Annotated in this window: 18 protein-coding genes and 1 pseudogene; 9 read left to right on the forward strand and 10 right to left on the reverse strand. The window is 69.7% G+C overall.

The annotated features are described in order from the left end of the window. Positions 1–105: 105 nt before the first annotated feature. Positions 106–861, reverse strand: a complete 756-nt coding sequence (locus EKG83_RS14840) for an SDR family NAD(P)-dependent oxidoreductase (protein WP_033435523.1) — start codon at positions 859–861, stop codon at positions 106–108. Between EKG83_RS14840 and EKG83_RS14845 the strand changes: the two genes are divergently transcribed. Continuing rightward, positions 836–1,315, forward strand: a complete 480-nt coding sequence (locus tag EKG83_RS14845) for a MerR family transcriptional regulator (RefSeq protein WP_228122620.1) — start codon at positions 836–838, stop codon at positions 1,313–1,315. The two genes, EKG83_RS14840 and EKG83_RS14845, sit on opposite strands and share 26 nt — an antisense overlap. A 213-nt stretch (positions 1,316–1,528) precedes the next feature. Here the strand turns inward: EKG83_RS14845 and EKG83_RS14850 are convergent. Continuing rightward, a pseudogene (locus EKG83_RS14850) lies at positions 1,529–1,798 on the reverse strand (transposase); the annotation flags it as partial. Positions 1,799–2,105: 307 nt separating this feature from the next. Between EKG83_RS14850 and EKG83_RS14855 the strand changes: the two are divergent. Both EKG83_RS14855 and EKG83_RS14860 read left to right on the forward strand, forming a co-directional pair. Continuing rightward, a complete protein-coding gene (locus EKG83_RS14855) occupies positions 2,106–4,754 on the forward strand; it encodes a coiled-coil domain-containing protein (protein ID WP_153278107.1) in 2,649 nt (882 codons plus the stop codon). Continuing rightward, the gene (locus EKG83_RS14860) at positions 4,751–5,188 is read left to right on the forward strand and encodes a hypothetical protein (RefSeq protein WP_033435520.1); all 438 of its coding nucleotides are present in this window, start codon (positions 4,751–4,753) and stop codon (positions 5,186–5,188) included. The genes EKG83_RS14855 and EKG83_RS14860 overlap by 4 nt, the downstream gene beginning before the upstream one ends. A gap of 161 nt (positions 5,189–5,349) precedes the next feature. Here EKG83_RS14860 and EKG83_RS14865 read toward each other — a convergent pair whose 3' ends face one another. The 4 genes from EKG83_RS14865 to EKG83_RS14880 form a co-directional block, all read right to left on the reverse strand. Continuing rightward, entirely contained in the window at positions 5,350–6,555 is a 1,206-nt protein-coding gene (locus tag EKG83_RS14865) for an IS110 family RNA-guided transposase (RefSeq protein ID WP_033435519.1), read from the reverse strand. Between the two features lie 62 nt (positions 6,556–6,617). Continuing rightward, the gene (locus EKG83_RS14870) at positions 6,618–7,016 is read right to left on the reverse strand and encodes a hypothetical protein (RefSeq protein ID WP_051766989.1); all 399 of its coding nucleotides are present in this window, start codon (positions 7,014–7,016) and stop codon (positions 6,618–6,620) included. A 396-nt stretch (positions 7,017–7,412) separates the two neighbouring features. Beyond that, the gene (locus EKG83_RS14875) at positions 7,413–7,841 is read right to left on the reverse strand and encodes a hypothetical protein (protein WP_153278108.1); all 429 of its coding nucleotides are present in this window, start codon (positions 7,839–7,841) and stop codon (positions 7,413–7,415) included. Positions 7,842–7,948: 107 nt separating this feature from the next. Continuing rightward, the gene (locus EKG83_RS14880) at positions 7,949–8,635 is read right to left on the reverse strand and encodes a hypothetical protein (RefSeq protein ID WP_153278109.1); all 687 of its coding nucleotides are present in this window, start codon (positions 8,633–8,635) and stop codon (positions 7,949–7,951) included. Positions 8,636–8,929: 294 nt separating this feature from the next. Here EKG83_RS14880 and EKG83_RS14885 point away from each other — a divergent pair, with 294 nt between their 5' ends. Both EKG83_RS14885 and EKG83_RS14890 read left to right on the forward strand, forming a co-directional pair. Further along, the gene (locus EKG83_RS14885; RefSeq protein WP_033435516.1) at positions 8,930–9,340 is read left to right on the forward strand and encodes an NUDIX hydrolase; all 411 of its coding nucleotides are present in this window, start codon (positions 8,930–8,932) and stop codon (positions 9,338–9,340) included. A gap of 15 nt (positions 9,341–9,355) precedes the next feature. Next, complete coding sequence (locus tag EKG83_RS14890) at positions 9,356–10,714, forward strand: coproporphyrinogen-III oxidase family protein (RefSeq protein WP_033435515.1); 1,359 nt, start codon at positions 9,356–9,358, stop codon at positions 10,712–10,714. On the opposite strand, the gene EKG83_RS14895 is transcribed toward EKG83_RS14890, so the two are convergent. Beyond that, positions 10,698–11,345: a dTMP kinase gene (locus EKG83_RS14895; protein ID WP_153278110.1), complete on the reverse strand. Its 648-nt coding sequence runs from the start codon at positions 11,343–11,345 to the stop codon at positions 10,698–10,700. The two genes, EKG83_RS14890 and EKG83_RS14895, sit on opposite strands and share 17 nt — an antisense overlap. Before the next feature lie 131 nt (positions 11,346–11,476). On the opposite strand from EKG83_RS14895, the gene EKG83_RS14900 reads away from it, so the two are divergent. After that, positions 11,477–12,133, forward strand: coding sequence for a DUF4406 domain-containing protein (locus EKG83_RS14900; RefSeq protein ID WP_228122621.1), 657 nt, complete (start codon positions 11,477–11,479; stop codon positions 12,131–12,133). A 49-nt stretch (positions 12,134–12,182) separates the two neighbouring features. Here the strand turns inward: EKG83_RS14900 and EKG83_RS14905 are convergent, their stop codons facing one another. Further along, positions 12,183–14,660 (reverse strand): NACHT domain-containing protein, encoded by a 2,478-nt coding sequence (locus tag EKG83_RS14905; protein ID WP_153278111.1) that lies wholly within the window; start codon positions 14,658–14,660, stop codon positions 12,183–12,185. Positions 14,661–15,709: 1,049 nt separating this feature from the next. Here EKG83_RS14905 and EKG83_RS14910 point away from each other — a divergent pair. After that, the gene (locus EKG83_RS14910) at positions 15,710–15,868 is read left to right on the forward strand and encodes a hypothetical protein (RefSeq protein WP_153278113.1); all 159 of its coding nucleotides are present in this window, start codon (positions 15,710–15,712) and stop codon (positions 15,866–15,868) included. 203 nt (positions 15,869–16,071) lie between these two features. Here the strand turns inward: EKG83_RS14910 and EKG83_RS14915 are convergent, their stop codons facing one another. Both EKG83_RS14915 and EKG83_RS14920 read right to left on the reverse strand, forming a co-directional pair. Further along, positions 16,072–16,311 carry a hypothetical protein gene (locus EKG83_RS14915; RefSeq protein WP_033435511.1) on the reverse strand — a complete coding sequence of 80 codons (240 nt, stop codon included), beginning with the start codon at positions 16,309–16,311 and terminating at the stop codon, positions 16,072–16,074. Between the two features lie 545 nt (positions 16,312–16,856). Continuing rightward, on the reverse strand, positions 16,857–17,894 hold the full coding sequence (locus EKG83_RS14920; RefSeq protein ID WP_084717149.1) for a ferric reductase-like transmembrane domain-containing protein: 1,038 nt from the start codon (positions 17,892–17,894) through the stop codon (positions 16,857–16,859). Between the two features lie 990 nt (positions 17,895–18,884). On the opposite strand from EKG83_RS14920, the gene EKG83_RS14925 reads away from it, so the two are divergent. Next, positions 18,885–19,313: a hypothetical protein gene (locus EKG83_RS14925; protein WP_051766987.1), complete on the forward strand. Its 429-nt coding sequence runs from the start codon at positions 18,885–18,887 to the stop codon at positions 19,311–19,313. A 388-nt stretch (positions 19,314–19,701) separates the two neighbouring features. Beyond that, entirely contained in the window at positions 19,702–20,400 is a 699-nt protein-coding gene (locus EKG83_RS14930; protein WP_051766986.1) for a transposase, read from the forward strand. The last annotated feature ends 187 nt before the right edge of the window (positions 20,401–20,587 follow it).

Raw genomic sequence — 20,587 nt, forward strand, 5'->3', positions numbered from 1 at the left:
AAGACCCTGACCTCAACCACGTGATCCGAACCCCGAACAGCTCCTAGCAGGCGACCGATTCCGTTCGACGTTGGTCGCGCCACGTCGGCGCGGACGCCGGTCCGTTCAGACATCACTTCTGGCCATTACCCGTCGCGCGACGGAGAGGGTGAGGCGCGTCGGCAGCAGCCTGCCGAACAGGAGAGCGGTCAGCGCGTTGGTTCTGCCGTCGATGAACGCCGGTCCGTTGCCTGACAGGGCACGCAACACGGTGGTGGCGACAGCCTCGGCGCTGCGCGTGCCGCGGGCGTTCATCGGCGTCTTCGTGGGTCCGGGACTGACCGTCACCACCCGGACCCCGGTGCCTCGGGTTTCGGCCCACAGCGCCTGGGTGAACGAGATGACGTACGCCTTCGTCGCCGCGTACACCGCCAGGTAAGGGGCCGGTATGTACCCCCCGGTGCTGGCGATGTTGACGACGGCCCCGTGGCCGCGGGCGACCATCGCGGGCACCAAAAGGGTGGTGAGCTCGGTCAACGCGCTGACGTTGACGTCGATCAGGGACCGGAACCGGGCCGGATCGCCGTCGAGCACCGGGCCTCGCGCGCTGACACCGGCGTTGTTGATCAGCACCTCCACCTCGATGCCCTCGTCGGCCAACGTCTTGGCCAGCCGCGTCGGCGCGTCGGCGGCAGCGAGATCGAGCGGAACGGTGCGCACGGTCACTCCGTGACGACGGCTCAGCAGTGCCGCCGACTCGTCGAGCTTGTCGGCGCTGCGGGCGACCAGGACGAGGTGCGCACCGGAGGCGGCCAGCCGCTCGGCGATGGCCGCCCCGATGCCGGTGGAGGCGCCGGTGACGACGGTGAACTTGTCGCGCATCCGCGCTGTTGTGGTCATGATCTCGACGCTAAACCTTGACGTCAGCGTCAAGGTCAAGCTGAACTGGGGCATGCGCATCGGCGAGTTGAGCAAGGCGACCGGCGTCAGCAGCCGGGCACTGCGCTACTACGAGCAGCAGGGCCTGCTGCGCAGCGAGCGCCGGCCCAACGGGTACCGCGAGTACGCCCCCGAGTCGGCCGAGGTCGTCGCGTTCGTCCAGGACATGTTCCACGCCGGTCTGTCGTCCGACGTCATCCGGGACATCCTGCCCTGCGCCGGAGATGAGCACCCGCGTGGCGACTGCGCCGAGCTCCTGACGCGCGTCCGGCAGATCCGTGACGAACTCGTGCGGCAGGAACACCGCATCGCCGAGCGTCGTCGGCGACTGGACGCCTATCTCGCCTACGGCTATGGGGCGCGTCAGCTGCCGGCCCACGCCGGAGCTGTTCGGTAGGCAGGTCCAAGCCGGCCGACGACGGGTGTCATCGTTCGGCGTGGCTCCCCGGTAGTCGTCGATCCGAACGGGACAGGTTGTGCTTGCGGGGCCGGCCGTGGTTGCTCGACGGGCTGGTTGATCCAGGCCGCCTCGGGCAGTCGGGGTGGCCGGGGTCGGTGTGCGAAGTGTTGCGGGTGTCGGGTGTGGGCGGGGGGTGTCCCTATGGAGTTGTCAAGCCGCAACCGGGGCGGGAGCTGTCTCGGGGCGCCGGTAGTGGGTCTTGGTGCGGAGCATGGCGAACAGGACGTCGCAGCGGCGCCGGGCCAGGCAGATCAGCGCGGCGTTGTGCTTCTTCCCCTGGTCGCGTTTGCGCTGGTGGTAAGCCCTGCTGGTCGGGTCGGAGAGGGCGGCGAACGCGGCGAGGAAGAACGCCCGTTTGAGTTTGCGGTTGCCGGTGCGGGCGGGGTGTTCGCCCTTGATGGAGGAGCCCGAGCTGCGGCTGGGCGGGCCGCTCTTCTGGTAGCCGTACTCGTCGATCAGCGCCTCGACCCGGGCGCGCGTGCCCGCCGACACCCCGGCCGTCTCCGCGATGTAGGAGATCGTGACCGGCCTGGACGAACTCTCCGACGCGTCCACGCAGCCACCTTCCCCCACCGCCCCCGCGGACCCGGGACCACTCCAGTCTGCTTTTCGGGGGACCGAGTCGAAGGTTTCCGACCGGCGCCGACCGTGCCCTCAGGCGACTGTGCCCTCAGGTCTGTCCTTTCGGTCTGGCGTCCGCGCCCGGGTGCGGGCACATACTCCGGCTGTGGCCGAGGAACGGGAGCAGGCGCGACGCGAGCAGGCGCAACGCGTGCCGCCGCGTGCCCCGGCGCGGCCCAAGCCCCAGGGCCGGACGGGTGAGCGGGGCGAGTCCGGCGCGGCGCGGGTGATCTCGTTGCAGCAGAGCGCGGGCAACCGGGCCGTGGCGGCCCGCCTCGCGCCGCACCCCGTGCCGATGCCCGAACCCCCGCGCGTGGACGTCGTGCCGCCGCCGGCCCGGGAGGAGTCGCCGGACCTCCTCGCGACCTACGGCGGCGGGGACGCCGGGGGTGGTGTTTCCGCGGCGGCCCACGGCGCGCTCGATCGCGGGTTGGTCGAGCTGTCGGCCACCGCGCGGGCCACCGCCGAGGAGATCCGGGCGCACGCCCGCGAGGAAGCGGAGGCGGTGGCGGCGAGCGCGTCCGAGGCGGTGCAGGGCGTGACGGCGGCCGTCGAGGCGGGCGGGGAGGCCATCGGCGCGCGGCGGGTGGCCGTGGCGGGTGAGATCGGGGCCGCCGCCGGGCAGGAGCGGGCGGCGGTCGAGTCCTGGCACGCGGGGGCCGCGGACGGCGCGCGGGAACGGCTGGGCGGTGCGGAGGAGCGGGCCCGCGGGTTGGGCGCGGAGTACGGCGCGCGGGCCGAGCAGGTCGGGCGGGAGACCGGCGAGCGGGTGCGGGGCGGGACCGAGAGCGCGGCCGAGCGCAGCGCGACGGCCGGTGGTGGCGGCGGCAACGCGGCCGTGGCCAACGCCAAGCACGAGGTGCGCGACAAGGTGGGTGGGCAGGCCGCCGGCCGGTTGCGTGGTGAGGGGCAGCAGGCGGCGGCGGCGGTCGAGGGCGAGATGGCGCAGGCCGCGGCGGCGTTCGAGGGTCGGGCGCAGGAGGCCGGTGGTGCGATCGCGGCGATGGGCGCGCCCGTCGCGTCGGCGTTGGGGCAGGCAGCGTCCGGCGCGGCCGGGGTGTTGGCGCGGGCCGAGGCCGAGAGCGCGGCCGGGCTCGGGGAGGGCGAGCGCAAGGCCCGGACCGCGTTGGCGCAACGGGGTGGTGAGCTGCGGGCCAAGCTGGCCGCGGACGCGCGGCGCAAGCAGGTGGAGCTCCTGGACGCGGCCGAGCGGGCGGCGGTGGCGGTCGAGCAGCAGGCCCGGTCGGTGGCCGAGGCGGCGGCGGCCGAGGTGGGTCGACTGGACGAGGAGGTCGGCCGGGCACCGGTCGACGACGAGGTGGCAGAGCAGGTCGATGCCCAGATCACCGGGGCGCTGACCGGGGCCGGGCAGGAGATCCGGGCGGCGGGGCCGCAGGCCGCGCAGGCCGTCGGCGCGGCGGCGCAGCGGACGCGGGAGGCGATCACCGGGGTCGTCGCCGGCGCGCGGGACGACGCCGGGCGGGCGGTCGAGCAGGTCGGTGGTGCGATGGGCGCGGCCGGTGGCCGGGCGCGGGCGGCGCTGGGCCAGGTGCCGGGCCGGGCGCGGGCGGCCGGTGACCGGGTGGTCGAGGAGGTCGCGGCCAAGGCCGGGGAGACCGCCGACCAGACCGCGGCGGCGTTCGGCGGCGGGCTGGGAGAGATGACCGGCCGGGCCGGGGAACGCGCGGACGAGGTGCAGCGGCGCGGGCAGGACGTCGCTGGTCAGGTGGACACCAACGTGGCGGCCGGTGAGCGGCGGGTCGACTCGCGGGCGCAGGAGCAGTCGAGCTGGCTCGGTGCGGTGGCCGACTGGTTCGCCCGGCAGTGGGACGACCTGGTCGAGATGGTGAGCAACCCCGGGTTCTGGGTGGGTCTGCTGATCACGGTGGTGCTGGGCGGCCTGGCGGTGTTCTTCCTCGGCCCGTACGCGTTGCTGCTGCTGCCGTTCATCGCCGCGTTGGCCGGTGCGGCGTCGCAGCTGACCAACAACGTGTGGCGTGGTGAGGCCGACCCGTGGAAGGGCGTGTGGGACGCCGCGGTGGAGGGGTTCGTCGTCGGCGCGGTGTTCTCGGCGGCGATTGCGGTCGGGCTGTGGGCCGGGCTGGGCGCGGCGGGCATCCTGGCGGTGGTCGAGGTCGTCACCGTGGTGGTGACGGTGGTGACGAACCTGGTCCACGGGGAGCGGCCGACCAAGAACCTGCTGGCCAACATGATGTTCGCCTGGTTGCTCGACCGGGTGTTCCGCAACATCCCGGTGCGCGGTGGCGGCCGTGGCGTGGGCGGCGGGCGGGGTTCCGGTCGGCAGCCACCGCCCCGCCAGGAACCACCGCGCCTGGAGCCGCGTCAGGAACCGCCGCGCCAGGAGCCGCCGGTCAAGGGCGGCGGGATGCGGACGCGCGGCGTCACCGAGCCGGTGCCGGGGCCCAAGACGCTCACCCCGGGCGAGGTCGCCGAGCTCCAGGCCATCGCGGACCGGTACCAGACCCAGGTCGACGTGGTGGGCAGCCGGGCGCGCGGCGAGGGGCGCAACATCGACAAGCCCCAGCTGCCGACCGAGGGCAAGGGCGAGGGCACTCGCAGCGATATCGACGTGCGGGTCGACGGCGACGTGGACATCAGGTCGCGCGGCGGGCTGTCCAACGACATCGCGAACGCCTCCAACGGCGCGGGTAAGGTCATCAGCTCCGGCCTGCCCGACTCGCCGTCCACCCCGCCGGTGATCGAGTTCCACCCGAACCCGGGAGGCCCCAGGTGATCACGGACGACGCGTTCTGGGCGCTGCCGGGTGAGGACCCGCTCACCGTCGCGCGGACGGCCGGTCCCACCGAGGCGCTGCTCACGGTGTCCACGACGATCCCCTCCCTGTCGGCGCTGCGGCTGACCGGGTCCGAGGAGGACGCCCTGCTGCGCCGCGCCTGGGACCTCGCCGCCGGAACCGGGGCGTTCACCAGCGGCAAGCGCCTGAGCTGGCGCGGCTTCCTGTTCACGCTCGCCGGCGACGGCCCCGCCACGGCCCGCGCGGTGCTGGCCGCGTTGCGCGGTGACGCGTCGCTGCGGCGCATGGTGTGGCGCGTGGTCGGCGCGGAGATCGGGTCCGACTGGCGGGTGGCGTTCGACGCGGTGCAGGCGCGACTGCCGGAGCGGACGGCCGCGATGTGGGTGCGCGACCAGCAGCTGGTCGAGCTGTGAGGCGCGTCGGGCCGGCCCACGGAGCTGTCCTGGTCTGAAGGCGGGGGGCGCGCTGGTCCTCTTGCGCCACTGTCGGGTGGTGTCGGGGCCGGTGGCGTCGTGGGTGGGCATTCCGGTGGTGACGGGGTGCATCGGGGTCGGGGGGTGTCCCTATGGGGTTGTCAAGCGGCTGTTTCTGTGGGGATGCGGTCGGGATGCCGGTAGTGGGTCTTGGTGCGGAGCATGGCGAACAGGACGTCGCAGCGGCGTCGGGCCAGGCAGATCAGGGCGGCGTTGTATTTCTTGCCCTGGTCGCGTTTGCGCTGGTAGTAGGCGCGGCTGGTCGGGTCGGCCAGGGCGGCGAACGCGGCGAGGAAGAACGCGCGTTTGAGTTTGCGGTTGCCGGTGCGGGCCGGGTGTTCGCCCTTGATGCTGCTGCCGGAGCTGCGGGTGACCGGGGCGATGCCGGCGTAGGCGGCCAGGTGCCCGGAGGTCTTGAAGCCCGTGGCGTCGCCGATTTCGAGCAGGATGCGGGCTGCGGTCCTGACGCCGATGCCGGGCATCGAGGTCAGGACCCCGGCGAGAGGGTGCGCATCGAGTATCCCCTCGACCTCGGCGGCGACCTGTTTGCGTTGCAGCAGAACGGTTTTCAGGCTATCGGCCAACCGGGGCAGCACCGTGTCCGCCGCGGTGGTGCCCGGGACGGTGACGGTCTGCTCCTCCAGCGCGGCCAGGATCGCGGCGACCAGCTTTTCGCCCATGCGGGGCGCGTGGGCGGCGGCGATCGCGCTGAGCTTGCGGCGTCCGGCGGCGCGGATGCCGGTGGGGCCGCCGCAGCGGGACAGGATCTCCAGCACCGCCGGATGGCTGATCCTGGACCCGATGGCGCGTTCGAGGGCGGGGTGGACGCCGGTGAGCAGGCCGCGGATGCGGTTGGCGATCCGGGTGGCCTCGCCGGCCAGGTCGTCGTCAAAGCCGACCAGCACGTCCAGCTCGGCCAGGGCGTCGTCGCCGACGTCGACCGACCGCAGCGTGTGCGGCAGCGAGCGGGCCGCGTCGGCGATGACGAAGGCGTCGCGGGCGTCGGTCTTGGCCCGGCCGGGGTAGAGGTCGGCGATGCGGCGCATGGCCAGACCGGGCAGGTAGGCCACCGTGTGGCCGGCCGCGCGGGCCACCGCGACCGGCAGCGCCCCGATCGTGGCCGGCTGGTCGACCACCACCAGCAGCGGCCCGTGCGCGGCGAGCTTGTCGAACAACGCCCGCAGCCGCGGCTCGCTGTTGGGCAACGGCCCGTCGTGCAGCCGCTTCCCGGCGGGGTCCAGGCCCACGGCGTGGTGCTCGCCCTTGCCCACGTCCAGGCCGAGGAACACCCCGAAACCACTGGTCATTCGTCGTGCCGTTCGTTCGTCGCGAGTGGCCGCCGGGTGGGCATCGCAGGCCGGCACCCACGTTACGACGAGACCTGCCCGGCGGGCGGCCGTGTCCCTATCAGCGGTCCGGCGATGCCACCGGGTCCGGTGACACCACCCCCCGGATCATGCCTTCGACTGGGGGCGCAAGTCATGCCGGACCCGGCGACCACAGCTCCTTGATCAGGAACCACGAAAAAGGTAACGGGGGAGTCGAACCGGTCGGGGAAGTCGGGCATGTGCTTCATCGTCTTGGACGGGGCTTCGGGGGAGGGGTTGTCGTTAAAGACGCAGGGACTGGAGTGCGAGCGGAGCACGCCGAGGTCGACCAGGAGCCCGGAGACCGGGTCGGAGACCATCGCGCCGCCGCGGTCGGCGTGGACCGTGTGCGGCGCGGCGCCGTTTCGGGCGACGGCGTCGGCGAGGAAGTCCCTGGCCACGACCGCGTCCTCCGCGGCGGCGACCAGCCACCCGGGTGACGCACCGGGAGAAGATGTCCAGCACGACGTAGCAGCGGTACCAGATGCCTTTCACCGGGCCTTTCAACGCGGTGCTGTCCCAGGACCACACCTGGTTCGGGCCGTGGGCGAGCCGGTACATCGTGGAGACCGAGCACCGGTAGCGGCCCTCGTCCAGCTCCCGCGCCCACACCTGCGGAATCGCCAGGTCCCGGTAGGCAGGGCTGGTCAACACCTCCGGCACCCCGGCGCGGTCGGGGGCCGTGCACCGGGCCCGTCGCCCCGAGGTGGCGGTAGTGCGTTGCCCGGGACCTACCGGTCAACGCGCACGACGTAGTCACCGGGACCAGGCGGCACGCAGCTCGCCGAAGGCGGTCGTCAAGACCTCGTCGGCGGCCTGTCCTCGTCCGTGCTCCCGGAGGGTTCCTCCACGAGCGCGTGTGCTTTTCCCGTGATGTCCAGTGCCATTCGGGTCTTGGCCAGGTCGGAGGTCGGTTTCGCGTTCTGCCGGCGCGATCTGTCCAACTCGATCTGCTCGGCCGGCTTCCTCGTCGGTTCCGTCGGCTCGGCCGGTCCGTCTCCCAGCCGGCTCGCGTCACGGGCCCGGGTCCACTCGATGACGTGCGAGGAGTACAGACCCTCGCGACGCAGGATCGCGCCCTTCTCCCCGTTCGGGGCGTTCTCGTACTCGGCGACCAGGGCGAGCTCGTACTCGGCGGTGGACCTCCGCCGGGACGGACGCGCGGCCGGATCGGCCGGCGTCCCGCCGGAGGAATGCCGAGGAGGCTTGTCGGATGGGGTGGACACGAGCACAAGGATCTCCGGTCTCGCCCTTGATCAGGAACCCCGCTCACACGAGGTGTCTCACAGCAGTCTGACCAAGAGTGGCTTTGTCCACACGCGTGACCCCGCCCTCACTGCAACCAGGTGACGACAACCGTCGGGTCCCGCGATTCGGTCGTTGTCGTCCGGTCGCCGGATGTGGGCAGGAGATCTGTGTCGTACCGGTCCGCCAGTGCCGTGATGACCGCTTGGTAGGTCCTTCTCGCTCCGATGTCGGCTTGCTCGATGGTCGCCACCGGGATCAGCGCGGAGCAGTCGACGACCATGTCGAACGGCTCCCGGTCGGTGAAGATGTCGAACCCCCAGTTCATCAGGAACACCGTTCTGCTCTTCGCGTCTTTGGCATCCATGATCGATGCGCACTCCGCGAAGGTCTTGGGTGTTCCCCGTTGGAGGTACGACACGTAGCACTTGCGCAGACGGCTCTCCCGGTTCGACTCCAGCCAGATGCGGATCGCGGTCTCGTTCGAGTACCACGGCAGTCCCCAGGAGTCGAACACTCCGGCATCGTGCTCGTGCAACGCACTTGTCATCGCGGCGTCGACGGCGTGTTCCAGTGACTGTTCCGTTCGTTGTCGATCGAGTTCCGGCGACCAGGCGTCGCCGGTGTCCAGGAGTAGCTTCCTGAGTGTTTCGGAGGCGCTGAAGCGCGGTATCAGCAATCCTTTCTCCAGTTTGAGGCAGAGTGTCGTCTTTCCTGCTGCGGTCAAGCCGGAAACGATTATCCTCATCGATCCGCAGCCTCTTTTCGTCGACATCGGAAAGAGTTTCGAAGGGGGTGGGGTGTGCTACCGGCTCGAGGCTCGACCATACCGGGCGCGACCTTCCGCGGAGCAGGTAAAACCTCGGTCCGGTGTCGGTCGGGGGAAGGGTGCCGTCCGGACGGTCATGTGCGTGCCACTGTACCCGCAATAATGCGGTTAATCCCGTCGTGACATTTCTGAACTGTGTGGTGGATTCACTCGAACTTGTGGTTCACTGGCCCTTCCGTCCTTGGTGACCTGCAGCTCCGCTAGCCTCTGCCGCCGAAGGGATGAACGGGAGAGTGTTCGATGCAAGAAGTGCGACTGGCCGGATGTGTGATCAAAGACGGCCGCGGCCGTGTGCTGTTGCTCCACCGCAACACTCCCGAGCTGCAACAATGGGAGATCCCCGGTGGCAAGCTGGACCCGGGGGAGGATCCCCGGAGCACCGCGCGGCGCGAACTGATGGAGGAGATGGGCGTCGAAGTCGCCGTCGGGCAGAATCTCGGCACGCGGTCGTTCGTCGAGAACGGGCGCACCATGGTCTACACGTGGTTTCTCGCGCGAATCACCGCGGGCGAACCGCAGGTGCTTGAGCGGCACATCCACGACTCGTGCCGGTACCACCACGTCGAAGAACTGTCCACCATGGTCGAGCAACTGTCGCCGAACACGCGGAACTTCCTGCACGAGATCATCGAGGGCAACATCCGGATCTGACTCGACGAGGAATCCATGCGAATAGTCGTGGACCGGTCCTCCGTTCGTTCCCGCCTGGCCGGGCTGGTCGCCGCGAACGCGCGAGCTGATTACGTCTACTCCTACCCGCCCCGGCAGTCGTACCGGGTGTTCGGCGAATCGACTGCCGCGGCCGTCCCCGAGCTGGTCGCCCGTTCGCTGCGGCGGTTCGAGGACCTGAACCTCTACGTCCACGTGCCGTTCTGCCGTCAGATCTGCCGGTTCTGCAACCTCTACGCGGTCGCGGGCGCGAACAACGACCTGGACGGCTACGTCGACACCGTGCTCGAAGAAGCCGCGGGACTGGCGCGGTTGACCGATCGCAAGACCGTCACGACCCTCTACATCGGTGGCGGCACGCCGTCCGTGCTGGCGGCCGGCCAGCTGGAACGGCTCATCCGGTTCCTGCTCGACCGGTTTTCCGACCGGCCGGACCGGTTGCCGCCCGAGACCGCTCTGGAGGTGGACCCCGCAACGGTCGACCTGGGCAAGCTCCGTGATCTGCGCGCGGTGGGGATCAACCGGATCAACCTCGGCTACCAGTCACTGGTCGACGGCGAAGTGCGGGGTTTGGGGCGGCGACGCCCCGACAGCGCTGGACTGGCCCTGTTGGAGCAGGCGCTGGGGGTCGGGTTCGGCAACGTGTGCGTCGACTTGATCTACGGCCTGGCCGGTCAGACGGACGAGGGGTGGGAGCAGTCACTGCTGCGGGTGATCGCACTGGCACCGCCGACGGTGTGCGCTTACGCGTTGACGCTCCGACCGTTCACCGGCTACAGCAGACTGGGGTACTCGGCCGTGGACGGCGCCACCCTGTACCGGCGCTACGAGATGGCCAACCGCTTGCTGCAGGACGCCGGGTATCGCCAGGAAACCCACGTCAGGTGGGTTCGCGACGGTGGTGGTTACCGGCAGAAGGCGAATCACTGGGGGCTGCGCAACGTCTTGGGGGTGGGTGCGGGCGCACGCAGCTACCTGTGGGAGGCGGACCTGCGCAACGGTTACTCGGTCCGCTCGCGGTCCGCGACGCTGCGTTCCTACGTGGATCGCGTGCGCTCTGGTGACATCGCGGTCACCGACGGTTTCCTCATGACCGACGACGAGAGGCGGCGCAAGGCCACGGCGCTCAACCTCATGGCACTCGACCGGACCTGGACGCGGGAAACGCTCGCCTTCGACCCCGTGGAGCGGTTCGCCGAGGAGTTCGCCGCGTTCACGGAGTCGGGGCTGTGCGAGACGGGTCCGCGACACGTCACCCTCACCGACAAAGGGGTGAAGTACAGGGACTTGTTGTCGCAGACGTTGTTCAGCCGCGAGGTGCGCACCAGGGTCGCGGAGTTCAACTACGACGAGTAGACCGGTCCAACCCGGTCGTGGCGTGCACGGCCTCGGCCGTCACGACATCGAGCGAACGGTCGGCGTCGATGGTCGTCACCCGCAGGTCGGGTGCTCGGACCAGGCGGCGCAACGCCGCCCGGTGGGCCTGTGCCATGAACGCCAGGCGCGCGTCGTCGCACTCGCCGTCACGGGCCACGAGCCGCTCGCGGAGCACGTTTCGGGAAGCGACCAGGTGCAAGGTCAGGTCCGGTGTCGGAAGGTGACCGAAGATCGCGTCCAGGAGTCCGCGGGCGGCGGTATCGCCCAGCGCCCCGGTCAGCACGACCTCCTGGTAGGCGTACTTGCTCAGGTACCCGCGATCGCTGATGACGGTGGTGCCCCCGGCGAGCAGGGGTGCCACTTCAGAGGCGTACACCTCGTAGAAGTCGCCGAGAAAAACCAGTGACTGCCCGACTTCGCTGGAGGCGATGAAATGGGGAGCTGTGCGTACGGCACCCTCAAGCGCCCGACCGAAGGGCGCCGAGGAGAACTCGGTCGCGAGGTGTGCGGCCGATCCGCTCGCCAACGCGCGGGCGACAGTGCTCTTGCCGACGCCTTCGACGCCGTCGACGCAAATCCACAGGCCGCGTGTGAGGTAATCATCGGCCATCAATGCACCAATCTCTCCTGGGTGGCTTCTGCGGGTCTGCCCCCCGACCGGGTCGCGTCATCCGGCATGGGTAACCTGCTGGGCATCCGCAAGGTTGCATCAAGAGTTCCGCCGCACGCAAGGTTACATTGGTGGGTCGCATCAGCGTGTCTCGCCACCTGGTGGGCGCGTCGTGCGATCATGACCGGCGCGCCGTCGACGAGGAGGGACAACGCATGCACAGGCCAGCGCTCTCGGCTGCACTACAGGCGTTTGCGTCCATAGAGCTGAAAAACGCGATCTATGTCGCCTGTCCTATCAGTTCCGGTCGCCGCGAACTCGATCTGATGCTTGCGGCATCGCAGTTCGACCGCTCGGTGCTGCGTGCGGACCTCGTCCACCGGTGGGAGCGGGAGGTGCTCGAGCCCAATCGCTCCGACGCCAGGGCCGCGGCGACGCGCACGAGAGCGCGATACCCCGGCCACAACGTCATCAACCCGTCGGAGTTCAACATCGACGGGTTGGACCAACCCGGGTACGACGTGCTGTGTGAGCGGATCATCCGAGGTCATGTCGCCAGGATCGTGCTGGCCGACGGCTGGGAGTTCAGCCGCGGTGCACGGGTCGAGGCCCTTCTCGGGGCGGAACTCGGGCTGGCCTTCGAAGACGGCGCCGGTCGCTCGATGGGCGAGCACGACATCTGGGCCGCGTGTGAGAAGTCCGAAGCCGCGCTCCTCGACGCCGGGTTCCCCGAGGATCGGATGCGCGATCTGTTGCCGCCCACCTCCGGAGTCGCCGCCGTGGGCTGACCCGATCCGCCGGGCGAGTCCACCGGACGGGGAATCGGGAGCGAGTCGATCAATGCTCGGGCGGAGTCACCTGTTCACGCATGACTTTCAGCTCCTGCACCAAGGCGGGGGCGATCTCATTGCTGCACAACAATGCTGCCTCCGTGGCGCGCAGGACGCGACTGTCCTGTTCCGACAACACCTCCTTGCGCCAGACCGCGTAATCGTAGAATGAGTACAAGTCGAGATAGCGCCGCTCAACGGCGATGCGCTCCAGGTAGTCCGGGGCGGTCATCAGGGCGATGGTGCGCTCACGCGTGCGACTCCATCCGCGAAGTTTGTCCGAGTCGACGTGCGGTGGTTCATCCCGGTGGTCGATGTCGCCGTAGTAGTACATCAGGTAGCCACGGTTCCACGCCCGCCACTCGGCCGACTCGCGGCCTTTGTCGATGAAAATTTGCAGCGCTGCCGGGTCTCCCAAGTGGCACAACCCCCACAACGCGGCCTGCTGCAGGAAGATGTCCCCCTCGTCGCGGAACAGGCGCCACAGCCACACCCGGCCGTCCGGCACCGCCCTGGACAGCAGGTACGCCACGAGGTTGCCGGTAACGCGGATCTCGGACACCTCGTCACTGGACGAACGGACGTGCCGGAAGGCCACCTCGAGCACATCGCCGAGGCCGGCCACGGGGGTGATGCGGAGTTCGTCGACGAGGAAGTGGCGGATCTCCGGGGTGGGATCCGTGCGCAGGCAGGTCGCGAGCCGGTCGATCGCGCCGGAGGTCAGCGCCGCTTCGATCTCGCACACGTAGTGCCGGCTCACCAGGTACTCGAAGAACGAGTAGTGCACGAAGCTTCCCCACACCCGCCCGGACGAACGCCACCGGTCGCACAGTTGGCTGAGCGCACGCTGCGCGCACCGCAACGCCTTGGCCGGACCGGATGCCAGCAACGAACTGACAGCGCCGAAGTCGAACCGGTCCTCGTGGATCGCGGCCCGCTGGAAGACCAACCAGGCGGCGTCGATCCACACCTGGACGGAGGACCCCGGTCGGGGGCAGTCGGCCCGGACCAACGCGGCGTCGCTGACCGCGGCGAGCCGGTCGATGTACTCCGCGTACAGGGCCGACACGTTGCCGACCCCCGACAAACCCCCGCTGCCGAGGAAAGTGATCATCCGCGCGTACAGCGGTCTGGCGACCATCCGGGACAGGTTCGCCGACCCGCGGACCTGTTCGATCAAGTCGTCGGATTCGAGCAGTTCCGCCACGACCAAGCGACGGACGAAGTCGGAGAAGTGACCCTCCAGGGTCCACCCGCCGATGGTGTAGATCGAGTCGAACGTATCGCCATCCATCGACGACGCCAGGTTGTCCTCGAACTCCCTGTGGCGGCACGTGACCACGATGGAGAACCGGTCGCCCGCTTGGCGCAGCAGTTCGGACAGGTCCGCCGGCGAGTCGAATTCCCCCAGGCTCTCGTCCAACCCGTCCAGCAGCAGGACAGGACGTGGTGACGGCGGCCTCTGCCCGGTGTCGACGGACGACCGCGCCGCGTCCCCGATCATCCTGCGCAGTTCGGCGACCCGGACCGCCAACGCCGGCGTGGAATCGCGAAGGCGCCGCAGGACCGCGTAAGCCGCGACGCTCTTCCCGCTGCCCGGTTCTCCCAGGATCAGCGCAGACCTGTGGCCGGCGACCTCGGCCGCGATGTCGTCCACCGAGAACCGCCGACCGCCGTGCCCTGTCTTGGTGAACGCGGTGGGAACGTACAGCCCGCGATCGTGCAGCTCGGCGATGCTCAGATCCAGCGGATACGCGGTGCGCCGACTGCCCAGGCGTCGCAGGCAGTCGTCAGACGCCTTCCACAGGTCCTCGACCAGGTGCCCACCGGGTCGAACCGGGTGCTCCACCGGTTCCGCGCGCCGCTGCTCCGGAACCTCCGGCCGGGTGTAGATCCACGCCGTCGTGTCGGTCTCCTTCATGACGACCTTGACGCTGTGGAACATGCGCGCGTCCAGCACCAGCGAGTGCCGCACTACCTCTTCGAAGAACCAGTCCGAGACCATCAGCACAACCGTGCCGGGGACGTCCGCGAGCGCTCGCCGAAGCGGGTCCGAATCGACCAGCCGACACACGTGGTTGACCGCGTGGCCCACGACTCCGTCACCGTCGGGGTAGACCTCGCCGGCGTGGACGGCGACGCGCAACCTGACGGCTTCGGATGGTTCGTGCGTGCTGTTGTGCTCGTCCAGGTAAGTGGCCAGCGCCACCGGCAGTCGCTCGACGAGGAGGCTCTTCGCCACCTCGGGCGGGACGAGCACCAGGATCCCGTCCCCGCGATCCTGGCGTTGCCAGGAGGTCCAGTCCGCGCCGACATCGATGAATGCGGCTTCCATCGCCTGATACAGCGCTTGGCGGACGACCAGCCGATTGGGATTCGTCCGTCGGAGATCACCGAATCGCTCGATGTCGACAACCACCATGGTCCGGTGCACCGCGACCCGTACCGGATCACCGGCCGAGCCGTGAACAGCCTCGCCGCCCATCCGCCCTCCCGTGCAGGCCCATTTGCCGTCAGCGTAGGGCAGTTCGCCGATCGAGTGGTGTTTTTGCCCGCTCCCGCTGCTCCGACGCCGGAGCACAAGGTCAGATGACGCAGTTCTGCCGACTGAGTCGGTTCTTCTCCGACATTGAGCCGCAGAATTGCGGAGGAAACGTGGCCCGGCTCGTCGGGAGGGGGAGCACCGCACCGGTCCGGACCTGTCGCGCGGAGGCGCTCCGCTCGTGCGGAGAAGGCGAGCGCCTCCGTCGCCCGTCCCCAGGCGGCCGGCACACCCCTGTGCGGGGAGGGCGCCGCAGCTCCGGATGATGTTGCAGTCGCGACGACTCGACCACTGGGATGCTTTCCAGACGTGGTCCGATGGGGCCTGAAGGGAATCTTCCGCGGCTCTATCGAAGAAGCACCCGGACGAGCTGAGGACATGTGCGTCCGGCTCTGTCGGAAGTCGGACCTGAAATCGGTGATCCGGCGCCTCGCCGAACAGTTGGGCGTGCATCCGGAGGCGCTGTGGGACTGGATCCGACGAGGCCAATTGTGGTGAGCAAGACGACCCGCTCGCCGCGGCCGAGCCCGACGAGCTGCGGCACCTCCGTGAAGGAAGCGCGGAGCTCAATCGGACCACCAAGATCCTCAAGGCCGCGTCCGCTTCGCTCACGGCGGAACTCGACTCGACCCGGGTGACGGTAGTGAAGTTCGGGCCGCTTCGGGGTTAAGCCCGTCCTCCGAGTCCCGGGCATCGCCTCCTCCACCCACCACAGCAGGCCGGCCCAGCCCGGCGTGAACGCGAGGACCGGTGATCACTGCTGCGCGCCCGTGATACCGGCTACGCCGAAGAGGCTGGGGACGCTGATGCGGACGAAGAGGGCCGTGGCTGCTTTCCGGCGACGGCGAGCGGACGACCCCGGTGCGACGCGTGGAGCCGGCGCTCTGGAGCCGCGCTGGACGCGTCGGTCCGGGCCTGCGGTGTGCGCGCTGGATTCGCAAGCTGCGCCAACCGATCGGGACGAGGTCGGCAACCTGCACCAGGCCCTGCGGATGGCGACCGCCGACCCCGACCGCACCACCACGTGCGAGCTGGCCGGGGGAGTACTGCTGCTGACCCTGCCAGATGAGGCCGACATCGCGGTGCCGGGCAGGCTGGTGCGCGGCCAGAGCACCGATCTGGCGCTGACCGCGGCACAGCAGGCCCGCTAGCGGTTGTGCGCGCGCTGGTCCCGCGTGTTCGCCGATCCCGACCCGGTGGCCTACTGCACCGCCTGGCCACGGGGTCGACCGGCAGACCCCTGCGACTGGTGGCGCTCAGCGGTGGTGTGTGCCGGTGTCGGGGGCGACGTCGGCGAAGCCGGGCAGGGCGGTGCTCCCGTGCTCGGCCCCGGCGGGACGGTGGCCGGCCTCGATCAGGTGCAGGGTGAGGAAGACGTGGTCGATCCAGGGGGCGCCACCAGCCCCGGGAGGGCGGCGAACCAGAACCGGGCTGAGGGCTCGTAGCGGACCGGGCCCGCGAGTTGCCGACGAAGGGTCGCGTTCTCGTGCCGCAACACGAGCAGTTCGGCGTCCTTCGTCGCCTCGCTGCGCAGCAGCACCGACGGGAGGACCAGCAGCGTCCGGATCACCTCATGCAGCAGCACCGCGATCATCTGGACGTGCTCACAACACGGTGACCACTCGCGCTCCCCCGGCGGCGATGGCTTTCCGGGCGGCACAAGCCAACACGCACCGCTGTGCTTGTGCCGACTGTTACCCATACGAGCAGGACGCGAGGTTGGCAGATCGGTCACTGCAGTTTCAGAGTAGGAAAAAAATGACTACTGCCGAGTGTTGGCTATGTCGGAGGTGAGGCGCCGCATGACTGCATGGATGAAAACCATGCCTCGGCGGAGAAGGTGTCGGGTCGAGCCCGGAGCATGTTATGACACGCTGGAAGATCCCGACCTGTCGGTAGTGCGTCGTCCCGGCCTTCGGGAATCTCGCTGTATTACGTGCTTCCTCTCAAGGCGTTTACGCCGGTTGCGCAGGGCAGCGCCGGCCCTTCAGGGCCGGTGAGAACCGTATCGGGCATGAACACGGTGCTAACGGTGACCTGGTGGGAGCGTGACATTCGCGGCATCGGCCCACGCGTCGTTCTCGCGCCGGCACAGGGGACTGCGCTTGTTCGCCGTGGTGTTGCACGCGGCGGTCGAGGTCAGGGGGTCGTCAGGCCCCGGTCGGCGCGTTCGGCGCGCCGGGCGAGGCCGACCGCCACGGGCACCGCCAGTGCGAGGACCGCTGCCCCGACCCACACCATCCAGGGCTGCACCGACATGGGCGCGCTGTAGTGCGCGCCGGGTGTGCGGCCGCCGTCGCGACCGCTGACCACGACGGCGATCAGCACCCCGATCGTGGTCAGGACCGCCAGCAGTGCCACCACTCGTCGGCCGGTCACCAGGGCACCCCGGGTGCGTCCGAGCCGCTCGTTGGGGCGTGCCGGGGCGAGCAGTCGCGTCAGGAGCAGCACGGCGACCGGTACCTGCAACAGCCACAGGGTGGTGCGGGGCCAGCCGTCGAACCAGACGTTGGTGCCGTAGAGCAGGGTGTGCCAGGCGCTGAGGACGTAGACGACGATCACGAACCGGTGCAGTGCCCGCCAGGCCCGGGCGCCGGTGCGGTTGCGCAGGTAGTAGGCCAGGCCCAGCGGGATGGCCAGGTAGAAGGCCAGCAGTCCGAGCAGGACCGCGACGCGGCCGGTGCCGGAGGGGTACCCGCCGGGCACGAACACCTCGACGAACGCGCTGCCGATCCGACCGGCCCAGTCCAGGCCGTACTCGTTGACCCGCACCAGCTCGGCGAAGAACCAGAACGCGTGGCCGAACATCAGCCCGATCGTGGTCAGGCTCGTGGCCCGGTGCCACCGCTCCACCGCGACCGGCGAGATGCGCGGCCCGCGGGGGCGGGCGCTGGAGCGGACGAGGCCGAGCATGGTGGTCAACCACGCCCACAGCAGTGCCGTCCAGCCGAACGCCTGGCACAGCCAGTACATCAGGTAGGCGTCGGCATCGGCGAGGAACGGCATCACCGCGACGGTCGCCGACGTCCCGGACCGCACCCGCGAGTACAGCCATGCGAAGATCGCGGCGGTGACCACCAACGCGACCGTGGCGTCGACCACGGCCGTTCTCAGGTCCGCCCGCAGCCCTGGCCAGCGCCGAGTACCGTCGACCGTCGACTCCGCAGAGACCACCACGCCCCCAACCTCCGTGAGCGGATGACGCACCGGTGCGCCTTCCTTACTTGATCCAGTCGGATGCGGGACGTCGGAAGTTCCCGTCGTCGGTCTGCCGGTCGCCCGGCGGTGTGAGCCGGATCGGCTCCGGTCGCCGCAGCGGACGTCCGGCCCACGTCGGCTGCCTCGGCGTGGGACAAGCCCGGCAGCCGGGGGAGAACCAGCGCTTCACGACGGTTCGAAGTCGGGTTCCGGGTGCGAAGTGTGTCCTGCCAGTCCACGGCCGGCGAGCGCAGCACCATCGGCTCTGACGCGCCCGCGACGAAGGTCCTCGCGCTCGCACGGCAACCGCACCAGTTCTCTGGTGGTCACCCGGAACGCTGCTATCGCCGAGTGGCCTTCGAGCGGCACGGGGTTTGTCGCGCTCGTCGCGGACCTCGACCGGGTGATCACCGAGAGCCGGTCCGGCAGCTTCTACGCGCGCCTCGTTCAGCAGGTGGACATGGCCGTGAAGATGCGTTGCGGTCCGTGTGGAAGCAGCGGGCACTCGGATGGCGGACATCCGGAAGAGTGGTTGCGTTCGCAGTTCGCGCCGATGGTTGTCGCTGAGCCGATCGGATCTGTCACGCACCGTCTTATCGGAGGCGCAAGGGGGACTTCCGGCTGGCTCTGTGGGCCTTTCGGCCTCTGTCGATGCGTCTGGTCCGGGGAAAGCATGGAGGGTCCGGTCGGCGCTGCGGCCCAGCGCCCGGCCGTACTGCAAGCAGGTGTACCCGGTGTCTGATCCGGTTCCACTTCGACTCGAGTTACCTCGTGCCCATCGACACAGACAGACCGCACACCAGGGACACACGACTGTGCAACACGGCCTTTCGTCCACTATTTCGCAGGGCCTTTCGCGTTGACAGTCGAGTTGTCAACCGCTTCGTCCGCCCGGGACGCCCTGGAGCGTCCCTGACCAATGGAGGAACACTCATGTTACCGACGAGATCTCGTGTCCGTAAGCTGCACGTGGCGATTGCGCTGGGGATCGGTGCGCTGGCGGCGACCGGCGCACCGTTGCTGACCGCTTCGGCCGCTCCGGCGCCGTCGTGCAGCAACGCCACCTTGCGCGGCACCTACACCTTCTCCGAGGACGGCTGGACGGTCTCCGGGACGGGCACCACCCCGTTCGCCTTCGCCGGGGTGCAGACCTACAACGGCAATGGCACGGGTGCGGGCATCGTCAGCAGCAGCTTCAACGGCGTCATCACGCCGGCCACCGCCAACACCGCGACCTATCAGGTCGACGCCGACTGCACGGGGACCGTGGCCTACACCAACTCCGGGGTCACCTCCCACTTCGACATCTACCTGGACCCCAAGGGCGACTCCTTCACCTTCATCGAGACCGACCCTGGAAGCGTCTCCGCCGGCGTCGAAACCCGCGTGTCCAAGTAGGCATCAGTCCCACACCCCGGGGAAGCGGCCGGGCCGAACACTGCGGGCCGAATGGACCTCCACTACTGCGCTGAAGTTTCTCCACGAAATGACGTGAGCCTCTGGTTGACGGAACGGACGGAGCTGCCAAGGTCACACTCGTCGTCCACCGCCACCTGATGGAGTTCCGGTCTGCCAGTGGGCCCTCGACCACCAGTAGCTCGGAAACGTCTACTAAACAGCGCACAGGGTTCGCTGAGTAATGGGCGACCGAGTTTGCGCCGAAGAGCGGATGCGGGGTTGTTGTGATTCCCGGCCATGGTTGGCGGTTCCCGGACCTGCCAGGCGGTGGTCGAGCTGATCCGGCTGGTCGTCGGAGTGGACATGACCGAGCAGGGCTTCGGCTTGTGTGCGCGGCCACGGCTTCACCCCGCAGCGCCCGGTTCGCCGGATCGACCAGTGCGGACTGCGCTCGGACGCCGCGCCGCCTGGTCGGTCCCGGGCGCCGAAGGGCAGGACCCCGATCGTGCGGGTGACCGGCCAGCGGCCGCGGGTCGACGTCATGTCCGCGGTCGCCTCGCGCGGCGCGCTGTGGTTCACCGTGTTCACCGAACGCTTCACGGCGCCGGTGCTCACCACGTTCCTCGACCGCGTCGCCGGTCAGGCGGGCAGGAAGGTGCATGTCGTCGCCCGGCACCCTGTGCACAACGGACTGCTCGCCTTGGCCGATGTCGGCTACACCGGAGCAGGCGCCAGTCCGTTACACGTCGACAGCCGCGCCCACAACAGGCTCCTGCGCGGTATCCGCGTCTGCGGCGAACCGCGCAACAACGCCTGGCACAGCATGGCCGGGGTGGTCGTCGACGCGGAACCGCGGGTCGGCGCCCAGCTCTCCCGGGAACGGTGGCGCCCCGCGCTGCCGGAGATCTGCGAGAGCACCGGCCGACTGCTCGACGTCCTCGGCGTCGCCGGGCAGTGGTCGCGGTTCGACCCCGAGCGGTACCCGTTCGTGCACAAGGTCGCGGCACGCCTGCGCGAGCACGATGACCGCGAGCAGTTCCTCGCCGGCGTCGACGTCTTCCGGGCCGGTATCGCGACCCTCCGGTAGCCGGCCGCCTCTGGTCCACAACGGACTGATCACTTCGCGCGGGTTGCCTGTACGGGCAGGGATGGTGTTCGAACGCGTACGGCCCTGCGGCACGGGCCGCCCCGTCGCCGAAGTGCGGTTTCCGTGGAGTGCGCCGGGGCTCGTCGACGTCCTGCGGGAAACACCGCGCTCGGCCGCCGCCGCGGGT

This window comes from Saccharothrix syringae (assembly GCF_009498035.1).
GTDB lineage: Bacteria > Actinomycetota > Actinomycetes > Mycobacteriales > Pseudonocardiaceae > Actinosynnema > Actinosynnema syringae.

Excerpts from the sequence above, each read along its gene's own strand:
- EKG83_RS14885 (WP_033435516.1), top strand. The coding sequence starts at position 8,930 with ATGCAAGAAGTGCGACTGGCCGGATGTGTGATCAAAGACGGCCGCGGC.
- EKG83_RS14840 (WP_033435523.1), bottom strand. The coding sequence starts at position 861 with ATGCGCGACAAGTTCACCGTCGTCACCGGCGCCTCCACCGGCATCGGG.
- EKG83_RS14915 (WP_033435511.1), bottom strand. The coding sequence starts at position 16,311 with ATGATCGCGGTGCTGCTGCATGAGGTGATCCGGACGCTGCTGGTCCTC.
- EKG83_RS14890 (WP_033435515.1), top strand. The coding sequence starts at position 9,356 with ATGCGAATAGTCGTGGACCGGTCCTCCGTTCGTTCCCGCCTGGCCGGG.
- EKG83_RS14910 (WP_153278113.1), top strand. The coding sequence starts at position 15,710 with ATGGCGACCGCCGACCCCGACCGCACCACCACGTGCGAGCTGGCCGGG.
- EKG83_RS14865 (WP_033435519.1), bottom strand. The coding sequence starts at position 6,555 with ATGACCAGTGGTTTCGGGGTGTTCCTCGGCCTGGACGTGGGCAAGGGC.
- EKG83_RS14905 (WP_153278111.1), bottom strand. The coding sequence starts at position 14,660 with ATGGGCGGCGAGGCTGTTCACGGCTCGGCCGGTGATCCGGTACGGGTC.
- EKG83_RS14895 (WP_153278110.1), bottom strand. The coding sequence starts at position 11,345 with ATGGCCGATGATTACCTCACACGCGGCCTGTGGATTTGCGTCGACGGC.
- EKG83_RS14880 (WP_153278109.1), bottom strand. The coding sequence starts at position 8,635 with ATGTCGACGAAAAGAGGCTGCGGATCGATGAGGATAATCGTTTCCGGC.